We start from the raw sequence: 14,337 nt of genomic DNA, 5'->3' as shown, positions 1-14,337 counted from the left end.
CTCCAGTGAGCCTATCGATGTGAAGCGGTTGAGCAAAATAGAATCGTTTTGAACCTCACAATATTCATAGTCTTCATCTGGTGAGCTGACAAGTCTGCACGTTAGACCATGAAATTATTTCTGATGGAGGAGTGAGCCTTTCGATGTGCTTTGATTTAATATCATGTATTAGCTCTATAAGGTCCAGAGGACCGACCCTGTTTGTAACAATTGAAATCATAGAAGAAACTAGGTACAGCGTACCGGCATTGAATTTTTTATTATAGGTGATTAATGTTCAAAAGAAAACATACAAACGCGGTTCGCATGGATTTTAAGTTGATAGCATCACCGATAGTATCACCTCCAGTGAGCCTATCGATGTGAAGCGGTTGAGCAAAATAGAATCGTTTTGAACCTCACAATATTCATAGTCTTCATCTGGTGAGCTGACAAGTCTGTACGTTAGACCATGAAATTATTTCTGATGGAGGAGTGAGCCTTTCGATGTGCTTTGATTTAATATCATGTATTAGCTCTATAAGGTCCAGAGGACCGACCCTGTTTGTAACAATTGAAATCATAGAAGAAACTAGGTACAGCGTACCGGCATTGAATTTTTTATAATAGGTGATTAATGTTCAAAAGAAAACATACAAACGCGGTCCGCTGGACCTTTTTAAGTTGATAGCATCACCGATAGTATCACCTCCAGTGAGCCTATCGATGTGAAGCGGTTGAGCAAAATAGAATCGTTTTGAACCTCACAATATTCATAGTCTTCATCTGGTGAGCTGACAAGTCTGCACGTGAGACCATGAAATTGTTTCTGATGACAGCGCTTTTTCAGCGATGTTATCATTTTTCAACTTAATCGAGACATACAGTTTTGAGCAAGTAAAAATCAATGAATTCATATAGGAATTAGAAAAAAGGGAGACTTACTTTTGAAAGTAAAAATGAAATATATTTTACTGTTTACACTATTGCCATATTTTATTTGCGCTCAAAACTTATCGAAGAAAGTAATCATAGACAATGAACTTGAAATAAATAATATTGATTCAGCAGGTACAGCAATCATGGTTAATAGCTCAGGTGATGATGCAACTGGAATAGTATCTACAGTATCAGCACAAAATCTCACAAAAGGTTTATTAAAAGCTATTCAAGGAGAAGTTATTTCTTCATCTTCAAACAGCACAAATGTTTATGGAGGTTACTTTAAATCTTCAGGAAGAACAGCAACAGGAATATATGCAAGTGCTTTTAGTAGTAATTCAGGAAGTACAACAGGAGGTTATTTCGAATCTAATTCTACGAATTTCTCAACAGGAATTAAAGTTATAGCAACAAGTAATTCTTTAAATCATTTAATAATAGGCGGAGACTTTGAAGCGAATGGTCGTCAAGGCACAGGTGTCTTTAGCAATGCAACATATATAGGGTCTAATAACCCATCTAATATTGCTAGTAATAAGGGAGGTCATTTTATAAGTCAAGGAAATGCTGGATATGGTGTGTATGGAGTAGCTAACAATGACAAAGATGATAATACCGAAGTAAACTATGGCGGCTATTTTATTAGTAATGGCAAAAACGGAATAGGAATTTCTGGAATAGCTACAAATGCAAACACGTCATCATTTAATTATGGTGGCTATTTTGCTAGTAACTCTTTGTTTGGAACAGGACTTTTTGCAACTGGAATATATCGAGGAATATATTCTAAAGGACGAACCTTAATAGAGCAATTCTCTGTGTCAGATGATGCAAGTTTACTTTTCAGTAATGGAAATCCCGGAGAAGTTATTCGCTTGGATCATGGAGATAATAAACTATTGATTGGTGATATATCAAATATTGCTGACGAAGTGGTTATGTATTCAGGTGGAGCAGAAAGGATTAACATAAATAACAATGGACATGTTGGAATTTCTGAATCAAATCCTTCAGAAGATCAATTCCATATAAATAATCAAACAACCTTCGGCGCGTTCAGAATTCAAAACTCAAATAGTACAAAGTTTAGAGTGTATAATAATGGATCGATTACAGTAGGTTATAATAATGGGAACGCAGGTGTTTCTCGTGCGTTACAGCTACAAAATAGTTCCACACTGTTATTAGGGACTGCAAGAGCTTTCGCATGGCAGACTTATTCTGACAAAAGGATAAAATCTAATTCAAGTGCACTTCAAAAGGGCCTTGATTTGGTTATGAAATTAAAACCTTTGAGATATCATCACCATAGTTCAGAAATAGATGAAAATGGTGGAATAGTAAATCTGAGAGGACCTAATTATGTAGAAACGATTGGTTTTTTCGCGCAAGATGTATCGAAAATTGTTCCTGAGGCAGCAATGGAGCCGCGAAGTTCAAATGATCTTTGGTCTATGGACTACACAAAATTAATTCCAGTACTCACCAAAGCTATTCAAGAACAGCAGGTTGTTATTGAAAATCTACAAGAAGAAATTGATGAACTGAAACAGCAAAACAGTGCTATAAAAGAACTAAAGCTTATGGTCGAAGAATTACAGAAAAAGTTAAAATAGGTAACTTTCATGATTTAATTCCCAGGAATAGAAATCCCGATTCCGCCGTCTATTCTAAAGGATTGTCCTGTGATGGAACCAGCATCATCTCCTGAAAGGAATCCGATTAATGCTGCCACTTCAGAAGGTGGACAGATTCGTTTCATTAAATGCATGTCTACAACTTCATTATACGTTTTATCTCGATCTTCCGCTTGATCAAACGCTACTTGTAACATTGCCGTATCGACAGAACCTGGACAAATTGCAACGCACCTAATTTCTGGTGCATAATCAACAGCAATACTTCTAGTTAACCCAAGCATGGCAGTTTTAGAAGTAGAATAAGGTGCAACTCTGTGTTGAGTAATATAAGCTTGCACACTTGAAACATTGACGACTACTCCTTGACCTTTTTTCTGCATAGAAGGAATAGCATGTTTCGCACATAAGAAGGCACTTTTCAAATTGACATTCATCACTAAGTCCCATTCTTCCTCTGTCGTTTCAGTAACCGTAGAATATCGTTGAATGCCAGCACTATTGACCAAAATATCGAGATCGCCATATTTTTCAATCGTAGTTCCAATACATTTCTTGACTTCAGCTTCCTTTGAAACATCACATTTCATAAAGGTAAATTGGTCCTCAACATTTACTGCGTCTAATGCTGCCTCATTGACATCAAGTCCCACAACATAATGACCTTTTTCAATAAAATAAATGGCGCACGAACGGCCGATTCCCGATGATGCCCCTGTGATGACGATTACTTTTTTTTCCATGTTATATTATCCTTTATATCTTTTTTGAACTTGTCCTTTTATATCCGTTTCAACTGAGAAAACTCGTCCTGCCAGTGGATTTGCTGCTTTCTCTGCTTTTGATAAATTAAGATTAGAAGTTGTTATCAATAGCGTCTTCATATCCTTTCCTCCGAAGCAGCATGACGTTGTATGTAATACGGGTACTTTTACTTCTTCAATTTTCTTCCCTCCCGAATCATAATGTTCAATTTTACTACCCATCCACATTGCAACCCAAAAACCACCCTCTGAATCAATCGCCATTCCATCTGGATACTCTTCTTTTGACCACTGGATATGGATGGTTTTATTAGAGATTTTGCCGGATGTCATCTCATAGTCATAAGCAAACATGGCGTTCTCATGCGTATCGATGAGGAAAAACTTCTTATTGTCAGGACTCCAGCCCATACCATTCGGCAGAAGTAGGTTCTTTTCTAGGATAGTGTAATGGTCATCAGATTCCAAACCATACAGATTGCCTACGGGTTTCATCCCGTCATAGGTCATGGTCGCCGCAAGAAATCTACCAGCAGGATCTACTGCTCCATCATTCATTCTGGTTTCGTGGATTTCACGCTCTGGCGAGTTTTTTATAAGGGTCAATGTTTTACGCTCTTCATCAAAAGTACCAAAGCCATCTCGAACAGCAACAACACTTCCACCTTCTGCTCTTAATGCCATCACACCGAGTGCTTGTCCAACATCAAACCGTTCCGATTCCTGCGTCTGGTAATCTACTTTATAATAGTGTCCTTTGAGCAAATCTACACAATAAAATTTTCCTTCTATTGGGCACCATACAGGTCCTTCTCCGTGCTCGAGCTTTATGTCAAAAATTGGTTTTGCCTCCATTTCGTGTTTATTTTAATCGGCAATTAGTGGTTAATGTAGTAGAAATGCTTCCGTTTTCAGGAATGTTAAGCCAGTTATCCTTCATTTCTTGTGCTGACGGATCAGGCAACCACTTTGCTGACCAAGGCTCTAAAGCAATGGCAAAAGCATTACCCCACCAAGGAGAATCTTGACTTGCATATCGTTCTTGCCAGTACCATAAGGACTTGAAGATAACCTTATCCCAGTGGACGGAGAATTCCATTTCATCTGTATGAATACGATAAAATGCTCTTCCTTCAAATTCGCTTAAATACCCTAAATCACTAAAATGTTTACTGCTAGGAAGGATAGTATTTCCATCAACTAAGTTTTCGTTTATATCTAACACCTTCGGCCAATCTTGTTTTATACCCGGCTTGAAAAGGCGATGATCAGGCATTAATATTTCAGCTTCGAATTGTGTAGCACTCGTTTCTATTCTTCCACCATTTCCTAACAACTCTAGACCAAAAGCAATATGATGACCCCACATGAAGGCAAGTGAAGTATTAGATTCGTTGGTCAATTTTTCATCTATAATTAAATTGCTTTCTCCTTTTTTTATTGTTAGCGTTTTTTCAATGAGTAATGGCATTCTCAATGGTCTAGTCCAGACTTTGAGCGAGACTTCTTCAGGTGAATCTTGGACAATGGCGTACTTCCATGGAATCAATGACACTTCCCCATGTTGCCCCAGTTCTGCACCCCGCAAATTCATCGGTGCCGTGTTCGGAAGAATTTCCTGCCAGCCACCATAATAGTAATCTTCGAATTGGTTATTGGTATTTCTCATTTGCGAGAAAACGACGTTCGGATTATGAATATCCTTATCCAATTTCAGTAAAAGATTCTTCTGAAGAGGCTTGAATTCAAAATGAAATATATCGCTTCCTCGATCGACGAGAATTCCAATTTTCAAAAATTCATTTTCCATAAATACAACCTTCATCCCATTATAGGTCCAGTTGTCATTTATCGTACAGTCATTTCTCTTCATTATGAAACATTTTCAATCAAGGCTTTCATATATCCCATAGAATACGCCATACTCGCATGCCAAGGAGCATCACAACTCATAGCTGGGCTGTGATCTGGAATAAGGATGCCATCATAATTATTTCTTTTGAGAATTCGAATCACTTCTGGCATGTCGATGTCTCCTTCATCTACGAATACTTCTCTGTAGTTAGGAACCTTCCCTTTTACATTTCTGAAATGAACGTAGCCGATCTTATTATCACGGCTTTGTTTGTCTACAAAATCTAACACATTCGAGCCCTTCATTTCTTGAATGGTTCCTAAGCAACATTCAAATCCATTGCTCGGACTATCTGAAATCTCTAACAGTTTTTCATAATAATCTTGAGTATAAAACAGTCTGCCAGTATTTCTTAATTCAGGCATAGGAGGATCGTCAGGGTGTGCGAGCATTCTGATGTTATTCTCTTCTGCAACGGGCAGAATATTTTCGAGAAACCATGTTAGTCGATCCCACATTTCTTCTCTCGGCACATAGTCTATGACTCCAGGACTTGCATTTTCATTATAAGTCATGTTCCACACCATACCATTCGGAATGGGCGCATTAGAATCAATTGCACTCGCATCATATCCGACGGTCATCGGATTTCCTCTTCCATAATTTTTGCTAGTCCATCCCCATACTCCAGCGAGACTAAAATAGTAACCCATATTCCTAATTCCAGCTTTCCCCATGTTTTTCAACATGTACTTTAGGTTGTCCAGTTGTTTCTCTTTTTCAGGTCCATCTAGGAGAATATCATACCAATGTGCAGGATCAAAATTTTCTATCGTATCCCATTCTAAACCATGTGCATTGATTTCTTTTTTCAGCGCTAATAGATCTTCAAATTCCCAGAATTTTTCCTGATTATTTGTCTTACCCCAACCATTTAGGTGATTATTAGCTAAGTTGGGATTTGAGCCGCCGCTCATATAGTCAACTAATTGAACGACAAGATGTGATGCTCCAGTTTGCTTTGCAAATTGGAAATTTTGCGAATTAAGAAGGCTCTTGTAAAGCCCCAGACCTAGTTTTAACATAAAAGATTTGTCTATATTTAATTGTAATTTAGCTTTTTCAGCTTGAAATTAGAATATGGAAAAACATATATGTCTTTTTTTTCTCCTTTTCTTTTTAGTGGTGGGATGTGAAGATATAGAGAAAGACTTTACAAGGCACGATACGGAGTATGTAGAAAAAGATCCACCAGAGGAGGAAGGCGATACTACAGTAACGAATCCATATGATCCAAGAGATTGCTGGGACGAAAACACCGTTGCTGTGCATAATCAGGAGCTTAATGATCTTTTTACCAGATATGAGGATGGCTGGACAGGAGGTGATGCAACATATTCTATTCCGATCAATGAAAATACGAACTTGTGGATTTTTGGAGACACCTTTCTAGGAAGAGTCAATGAAGATCGAAGTAGACCTGGAGGACCGTTAATTAACAATACATTGGTTATAGAATCAGGGGATGAATTCACGACCTATTATCAAGGAACACCAGAGAATCCAAGAGCGTTTTTAACTCCGCCTGAAGAAGGTTGGTGGTATTGGCCAGGTCATGGTCAGATGCATGATGGTAATATTCAGTTGATCATGTTTGCGCTGAGAAAAGAAGGTGATGGAATCTTTGGTTTCGAATATGCAGCGATAGATTTAGCAACGATTTCTTATCCAGAAATGGAGGTTTTATCGGTAGAACGTAAAATGGAATTTACAGGTGCCAATTTTGGGGCTTGTCTATTGCAAGAAGATGGTTATACTTATATCTATGGGGCGTATAAGTCAGGTTTTAATAAATTCTTACATGTGGCAAGAGTAGAAGGGACGGATTTGTCAGGTGAATGGGAATATTTCTCTTCGCCTGGAAAATGGATCATTGGAGAGGAAAATAGTGCGCCCATATTTTCTAATGTTTCAGAACAGTTTAGTATAATTAAAAGAGAGGAATCGTATTATTTGATGAATCAAAATTATGCATTAGGAAGAGAGCTTTATCTATACAAGAGTAATTCACTAACAGGACCTTTTGAAGATAGAAAAACGATCTACTGTACACCGGAAACAATTGATCAAATTTTTACTTATAACGCTTTTGTACATGAACAATTTTCTACGGAGGACACCTTAGTCATATCCTATAATAATAACAGTAGAACTTTTGTGGACATATTTAGAAATGCTGATAATTATCGACCTCACTTTGTAAATGTTTCAGGATGGAAATAGCGGAAAAGTATACATCAGCATTCTACACATTAGTGGTTAGTATTAGCTTGTTCTTGATAATTGGGTGTGCTGAAACGAAAAAATTGACAAGCGAAACGATCCCTTCCTACACTTTCACAAGTGAGCCTGCCGATGAATGGACTTCATTAATGGAGAGGGAAAGTGGCTGGTTCGGAGCGGATGGAGTATTTACGATTCCCTTAGATGGAAGTGAACGGCAAGGTGATGCCGAGAAGAAGACGCTATTTATATTTAGCGACACTTACATCGGTGAAGTGGAAAATAGAGTTCCGAAAGACGGGAATGTGATGGTGAACAATACCATGGCTTGGCTAGATGGGATTAAGCCTCTCGAAGATAAGTTGGAATTTACTTGGAACGAGGATGACAAAGGAAATCCAAAGTCTTATTTTATACCCAACAATAAATTATCTGAAGAAGGCGAGTATTTTTGGTTAGGGGATGGGTTTGTCAATAAAGAGATGGATGATGCGATGTATATTTTCGCCTACCATGTTCATAAAACGGGACCAAATGTATTTGATTTTCAACAAACTAACATTTCGTTATTAAAAATTAATAAGCCATACAAAGAGAATTTTTTAAAACAAGAACAAATACCCACAAGTTTAGGATTCGTTCATCCGAAGTATGGCCGAGTCTATTTTGGTTCGGGAATCTTTAACAATACAAAGGCAGCTTCAGCATCGAATCCAGACGGCTACCTTTACATTTATGGGCTTATGGGAGAAGACAAGTCATTAATAGCTGCTAGAGTCAAACCCAAGAATATAGAGGATTTCGCTAAGTGGCGATATTGGGATGGGAAAGGTTGGAACAAAGATAAAATGGCGGTTGCACCGATAACGAATGGTATTTCTAATGAGCTCAGTGTTACACCTACTGAAGATGGACATTATCTACTGACTTTTCAAGTATTTGGCATTTCCGATAAGGTCGGTATTCAAGTGGGGACTAGCCCAATAGGGCCATTCGGTCCGATTAATGAGGTCTATACATGTCCAGAATATGCAGAAGGATTGCTGCCTTATAATGCGAAGGCACATTACCACTTGTCTTCGACAGGAGAGTTATTGATTAGTTACAATACGATTACCTTTGACTTTTGGGAAGATATTCAGAAAGATGCGACGATCTATCATCCAAGGTTTATAAGGGTGAAGTATAAAGTAGCGGAATAAAAATTTCATTCAACTAATTTTTCATAGGCTAAAGAAGCTTTAGATTGGAACTTTGAAAAAAAGCACACTCTAATTGTGGGTTATCTGATTTTATTGGGTCTTATATACTGTTATACTTAATATGGTTGTTAAGTAGAAAAAGAACAGAATTAGACTAAGTAAGATCATGAAGCGGAATTTCGTTAAAAATAAGCATGAAAAATTTTGTAACCCACAAAGAAGCTTCCTCAACATCATTTTTTTATTAATTGGTATCATGCTTTCTAGTTGTGCTCCAGATGCAAAACCATTGGAAGAAAAGGCAGTTCCCAGTAAAAAGGTGACGGCAGTTGCAAAGGCAGCAAAAAAGAAAACCGCGTCCTCGAAAAATACCGCATCTTCATCAGATATTATCAATCATCGAGATGTAGATATCTACTTACTTGCTGATTTAATACATAAGGAAATCAATAAAGTGAAGAAGGCAAATGGACTTCCCTTACTGAAAAAGGATAAGGTCTTAAAAAATGCAGCAACAGACCAGAATAATTATCAGATTAGGATCGGAGATATTTCTCATACTCAGAAAACATCCAAGAAGGAAAATGTAGGAGATCGAGTCAGTTACTATGGCGGTGGATTTCAAGCCATGTCTGAAAATGTGATGTATGAAGGTTTCATCATCAGATCAAGTGGGAATAAGAAAGAAATCATTGCTCCTAGCTATGCCGCCCAAGCTAAAAAAATGGTTAGATCTTGGATGAATTCACCTAGTCATAGAAAGAACATCATGAACCCAAAATATGATCGTGTAGGAACAGCTGCTGGTTATCATGGTGAGCTTCATGCGGTTTTTGCAACCCAAGTTTTCGGCAAAAAATTCTAAAGCAAGTAAGAACAAGGATCAAGTCTTAATTCTAAATTGGGCATCAGTTCTCTTTACGAGATTTCATAACACATAATTTGCTCGCAAATTCCACAGATTATCGCAGAAAAAATTAAAAATTTCTGTAATAAACCAATGACTTAGAGGGAGTTAATATTGCTTGATCCTAACCTACAAACTCAATTTTCTTATGAGTTCCGTCGCAAAAAGGCTTATTCGAAGAAGCGCCACATCTGCAAAAAGATGTTCTTGTTTCTCTAATTGTTTTCTCGCCGTCGATGCCTTCTATTTCTAGATCACATTTTACGATTAGAGGGCCATTTTTAACAACTACTGCTTGTGTGATATCTTCTTTCATATTTTGATTTGTTTCATTATTCATATAGTAAGTTAAAGCTCCCGATGGGCAAGTCTTAACTTGTTGTTGTAACGCTTCTGTTGTTGCATTCTCAATTTTAATCCACGGTCTTTCATTAGGATTATATACATCGGGAAGCTCATGGATGCAATTTTTAGCATGATAGCATCTTTCCGGTTTCCAAACTACGGTAATTTCTCCGTTAGTATATTCTTTTATCTTTTCTTTTGCCATTTCTTTGATTTTTTAAAGCAAAAATATTGAGGATACACTTGAATTTTAATTCTTGAGTAGCCACGACCATTAAAGTTAATAAAAGAAAGCCAACTCAGAAAAGGTAGTACATAAATCAAACCAATAGTTCTCGGATCACTAAATAAGCGTAAAAAGGCAAAGGTAAAATGATACGAAAAGCTATCAATGCTCGAAACAGGTGTAAAACTTTTTAACTACTTTAGATTCTTCTCACGAGAAAACCGAATATTTTTAACGATGAAGAATATCAGATCCATCCTTTTTTGGTCCATTATTTCCGCAGCCTTTATAGGGCCAGGAACGGTGACTACTGCGGCTAAAGCAGGATCTTCATTTGGTCTAGATTTATTATGGGCGCTGACTTTTTCTATATTAGGAACAGTTGTGCTTCAAGAAGCAGCAGCTCGATTAAGCATAGTTTCTGGAAAAAATATTGGCGAGATTTTATCGAGTGGAAAAGATCGGAAATGGGGACAGCTGATTTTGATTTTTCTGTCGGTCGCATTTGGGTGTGCAGCCTATCAAGCAGGAAATATGCTCGGTGCGGTCGCTGGTCTTAATTTATTTACGGATGTTTCCGTTCGGGTTGGGACTGTTGTAATTTTCGTTATTGGATTTTCACTTCTCTGGACTTCTAATTTTAAGTTGATTACAAGTTTGCTAGGAGCAATTGTAGCAATTATGGGTTTTGCTTTTATTTATACGGCTTTAAAATCTGATGTTTCAGCCCTGGAATTCACTTCGAAGGCGGTCATTCCGTCCTTTCCTGGAGATTCAGATTTGCTCTTAATTGGCCTTATCGGTACGACCATTGTTCCCTATAATATTTTTCTGGGTAATGGCATAAAGCATGGTCAGGAACTTCGGCAAATGAGGATCGGGTTAATCATCGCCATTATCATAGGAGGAATTATTTCGATGTCCATTATGGTGGTAGGGACTCAGGTTTCAGGGGAGTTTAGTTTTGTAAATTTAGCAGAAACACTACGTTCGAAAGGAGGCTCTTTTATTGGGTCAATGTTTGGGTTAGGACTTGCAGCTGCAGGTCTCAGCTCTTCGATTACCAGTCCACTTGCAGCAGCGATTACAGCAAAAAGTACTTTCAATGATTCCCGTAATTTATGGGATGAAAAGACGATTCGATTTAAGTCGGTATGGATCAGTGTAATGTTAATAGGGTTAGTGATGGGACTATCGGGACTTAAAGTAATTCCAGTTATTATTGCCGCACAAGCGATTAATGGTTTATTACTTCCTGTGATTGCTTGCTACTTGCTAATCATTGTGAATAGAACCGATCTCATGGGTGCTTTTAAAAATGGAATATGGCTTAATCTAATCAGCCTGTTTATTATTGGTATCTGCTTTTTCGTAGGGACGAATAACATTTTTGGTGCATTAAGTAAGATTGCAGGCGATCCGAGAATTAATAATCTAGTTCAACTGAAATTAGTCATTGCAGTCATAGGTGTCGCCATTATGGCTTGGGTCATTATCAAAAAGAATGGAGCTAAAACATTGACAAAATAAATAAGACCTAGTCTTTAACTTGTGCATCCTTTAAATATTTTATTTGTTCTTTAATTTCACTAAGCTCTTTTTCTAAAGCATTATTTCTATCAGATAATTCTTTGACGGCTTCTACGAGGACTGGTGTAAGTCTCGAATAATCTACTGACTTATATCCATCATCATCCGTCATGACCATTTCTGGAAAAATAGCTTCTATTTCTTGAGCGATCACACCAATCTGTCGATCATCATTGAAATTCTTTTGTGGAAAAGCATCTTGGTTCCAGTAATAATAATATCCATTCAACTGATTGACTTTAGAAAGCGCGGAAGATATGGGTTTAAAATCGAGCTTATATCTTCGATCTGAGCATGCACCTATGCTACCAGTGTAACAGATGTTTCCTTGAACATGTAATTTCTGAGAAGGATTGCTATTCCCAATTCCCACATTTCCATTATTCAAGATCGATATTCGTTCGCTACCGCCAGCTCTTAGAAAGACATCATTTCCTACATCGTCTACATCCCCCAGATAAATATCCTCGGTATTTCTTTGGTAAGTTATGACTCTTCCTTCTAGTCCCGACCCAGATTGCATATATAAATTGGCGTCTGAGCTGGTATTATATGCCTCAATTTTTGCTTGACCTTTAACGTGAAATTCCTTATCGGGACTCGAATCGCGAATACCAAGCCTTCCATTACTCCTGAGGGTCATAATGGGTGATAATCCAGATGAAATATCTGCTCCGCCCTCGAAATACATGTGACCTGTAGAACCCACTCTTATTTTAGCGTCGTAAGACCCAGGACTCGTTCTTTCAAATAGCAGTTCTGGATTTGCTGAATCAGTTATTCTGCTATTTCCATTTAGAGTTGTTTCTCCATTAATGGTAGTGTTTCCATTTTTTAAAACAACCATGGCATCAGAAGGGCTGTTGATACCATTTCCGATCACAAATAAACGATCAGAAGACACCCACCCGGTAGATGAATTGGGAGTGTAAGATGTATTGTTTAATCCGATCACAAATTCATTGTAAGAATATGCTCTGACACCACTTCCTATTGCGGTAGAATGATCTCCGAGTGTTTCTGAATTCGAACCAGCAGCGAAGGAATAATTTCCATTGGCATAATTGTTTTGACCAATCACAAAGGTAGCGTTACCGTTGGCTTCATTCAGAATGCCAGTTGCAAAAGAAGATTGACCATTAGCTTCCACAAAACCTAGTGCAAATGACTCATTCCCTGAAGCAATTGCTCGACTTCCCAAAGCAACAGCATATGTTCCTTTTGCATAGGATTGATCACCGAAGGCGAATGATAAATCACCCTCTGCTAAAGATTGATAACCCATTGAAACGGAATATATTCCGGATGCTGTCGTTCGATTACCAACAGCAAAAGACCCTTCTCCTTTACTTTTCACATTATATCCCCAAGCTAGAGAAAACAAACCTAATGAATCTGGGCTCCAGTTCGGGGAATTAGCTAATTGGCCGCCAGCGAACGCTCCTTTCGTCTTATTAAATAGTGAAAAATTTTCGGTAACGTTTTCACCATTTATGGGGGCTGCGTCGCGACCAAGAATTATATTTTGAGATAAGCTAATTATTGGAATTGTAAGAAGTAGTAGGCAAATTAGAAATCGCATGATCTATTATTTAGATAGCTAAGATCTCTCAAAAATAAATGGTAAACCTATATGAATTCATTGATTATTAAGAGTGATAAACTGGGAAATTGACCTACATTTAGAACTATATACACTTATAATTATTAGTATAGGCAAAGAATAGATTGTGCACGCAATAGAAATTAAGAATCTTACGAAGTACTACGGAAAATCGATGGGTATCGAAGATGTTTCTATCTCCATTGAAAAAGGAGAGGTTTATGGTTTTATCGGTCCGAACGGTGCTGGAAAATCTACTGCGATTAGAACATTAATTGGATTGCTACAGCCGACCTCAGGTTCAGCTACTATTAATGGAAAAGATGTTTTTCAACATGGTGCATCGCTAAGAAAGTCGATAGGTTACCTGCCTTCTGAGGTTCATTATTATGATCGAATGTCTTCTAGGGAGTTACTTGAATACCATTGCAGGTTTTATGGGATTAAGGATTATACCAAGATTGAAGAATTAGCTAGCGACTTTGAATTAGATCTGGATAAAGAAATTGAAGATCTTTCATTTGGAAACAAGAAGAAATGTGGAATCATCCAAGCAATGGTTCACGAGCCAGAAATTTTGATTTTGGATGAGCCGACTTCGGGATTGGATCCGCTTATGCAAAATGTGTTTTTCAACAAGTTAGAAGAGCTAAATCAGAAAGGTGTCACTATTTTTTTCAGCTCTCATGTACTTTCGGAAATTCAACGTATCTGCAAGCGGGCGGCGATTATTAGAAATGGAAGGATCGTAGCGATAGAAAATATAGATGGATTGCTTAAGAAGCAAATGAAACTGGTCAAAGTTATATTCAAGGAAGTTCCTTCGAATCTGGTATTGCCAGAAGGCGCTCAGAAGAAAACTTGGAGCAATAAAAAACTCTCCTTTGAATATATTGGTTCAACGACGGTTTTGATCAATTGGTTATCTAACCATGAAGTATTTGATCTGACCTTGACAGAACCAGATCTAGAATCCTTATTTATGAATTATTATGAAAGATAGT

At 37.7% G+C, this 14,337-nt stretch carries 12 protein-coding genes; 6 read left to right on the top strand and 6 right to left on the bottom strand.

Annotated features, from left to right (window positions below):
* Positions 1–938: 938 nt before the first annotated feature.
* The gene (locus tag L2586_RS09640; protein WP_235292679.1) at positions 939–2,537 is read left to right on the top strand and encodes a tail fiber domain-containing protein; all 1,599 of its coding nucleotides are present in this window, start codon (positions 939–941) and stop codon (positions 2,535–2,537) included.
* A gap of 14 nt (positions 2,538–2,551) precedes the next feature.
* Here L2586_RS09640 and L2586_RS09635 read toward each other — a convergent pair whose 3' ends face one another.
* Genes L2586_RS09635 through L2586_RS09620 form a run of 4 tightly spaced genes read right to left on the bottom strand, consistent with a single transcriptional unit; the run spans position 2,552 to position 6,262 of the window.
* Positions 2,552–3,301 (bottom strand): SDR family oxidoreductase, encoded by a 750-nt coding sequence (locus L2586_RS09635; RefSeq protein WP_235292678.1) that lies wholly within the window; start codon positions 3,299–3,301, stop codon positions 2,552–2,554.
* Between the two features lie 6 nt (positions 3,302–3,307).
* Complete coding sequence (locus tag L2586_RS09630) at positions 3,308–4,177, bottom strand: SMP-30/gluconolactonase/LRE family protein (RefSeq protein ID WP_235292677.1); 870 nt, start codon at positions 4,175–4,177, stop codon at positions 3,308–3,310.
* A 7-nt stretch (positions 4,178–4,184) separates the two neighbouring features.
* Positions 4,185–5,195, bottom strand: a complete 1,011-nt coding sequence (locus L2586_RS09625; RefSeq protein ID WP_235292676.1) for a DUF4432 family protein — start codon at positions 5,193–5,195, stop codon at positions 4,185–4,187.
* A complete protein-coding gene (locus L2586_RS09620; RefSeq protein ID WP_235292675.1) occupies positions 5,195–6,262 on the bottom strand; it encodes a mannonate dehydratase in 1,068 nt (355 codons plus the stop codon). The genes L2586_RS09625 and L2586_RS09620 overlap by 1 nt, the downstream gene beginning before the upstream one ends.
* A gap of 55 nt (positions 6,263–6,317) precedes the next feature.
* Between L2586_RS09620 and L2586_RS09615 the strand changes: the two genes are divergently transcribed.
* The 3 genes from L2586_RS09615 to L2586_RS09605 all read left to right on the top strand — a co-directional run bounded on the left by L2586_RS09615 (position 6,318) and on the right by L2586_RS09605 (position 9,527).
* Complete coding sequence (locus tag L2586_RS09615) at positions 6,318–7,460, top strand: DUF5005 domain-containing protein (RefSeq protein ID WP_235292674.1); 1,143 nt, start codon at positions 6,318–6,320, stop codon at positions 7,458–7,460.
* The gene (locus L2586_RS09610; RefSeq protein ID WP_235292673.1) at positions 7,451–8,662 is read left to right on the top strand and encodes a DUF4185 domain-containing protein; all 1,212 of its coding nucleotides are present in this window, start codon (positions 7,451–7,453) and stop codon (positions 8,660–8,662) included. Before L2586_RS09615 ends, L2586_RS09610 begins: the two co-directional genes overlap by 10 nt.
* Positions 8,663–8,918: 256 nt before the next feature.
* The gene (locus L2586_RS09605; RefSeq protein ID WP_235292672.1) at positions 8,919–9,527 is read left to right on the top strand and encodes a CAP domain-containing protein; all 609 of its coding nucleotides are present in this window, start codon (positions 8,919–8,921) and stop codon (positions 9,525–9,527) included.
* A gap of 166 nt (positions 9,528–9,693) precedes the next feature.
* Here L2586_RS09605 and L2586_RS09600 read toward each other — a convergent pair whose 3' ends face one another.
* Positions 9,694–10,119 carry a (4Fe-4S)-binding protein gene (locus L2586_RS09600; protein WP_235292671.1) on the bottom strand — a complete coding sequence of 142 codons (426 nt, stop codon included), beginning with the start codon at positions 10,117–10,119 and terminating at the stop codon, positions 9,694–9,696.
* 258 nt (positions 10,120–10,377) lie between these two features.
* On the opposite strand from L2586_RS09600, the gene L2586_RS09595 reads away from it, so the two are divergent.
* Positions 10,378–11,670, top strand: coding sequence for an Nramp family divalent metal transporter (locus L2586_RS09595; protein ID WP_235292670.1), 1,293 nt, complete (start codon positions 10,378–10,380; stop codon positions 11,668–11,670).
* A gap of 7 nt (positions 11,671–11,677) precedes the next feature.
* Here L2586_RS09595 and L2586_RS09590 read toward each other — a convergent pair whose 3' ends face one another.
* A complete protein-coding gene (locus L2586_RS09590; protein ID WP_235292669.1) occupies positions 11,678–13,312 on the bottom strand; it encodes a tail fiber domain-containing protein in 1,635 nt (544 codons plus the stop codon).
* A 148-nt stretch (positions 13,313–13,460) separates the two neighbouring features.
* Between L2586_RS09590 and L2586_RS09585 the strand changes: the two genes are divergently transcribed.
* Complete coding sequence (locus L2586_RS09585; RefSeq protein WP_235292668.1) at positions 13,461–14,336, top strand: ABC transporter ATP-binding protein; 876 nt, start codon at positions 13,461–13,463, stop codon at positions 14,334–14,336.
* Position 14,337: the final 1 nt, after the last annotated feature.

The sequence above is a fragment of the Portibacter lacus genome (assembly GCF_021533215.1).
GTDB lineage: Bacteria > Bacteroidota > Bacteroidia > Chitinophagales > Saprospiraceae > Portibacter > Portibacter lacus.
Note: the sequence above shows the minus strand (reverse complement) of the source record. Positions and strands in the feature narration are given on the sequence as shown.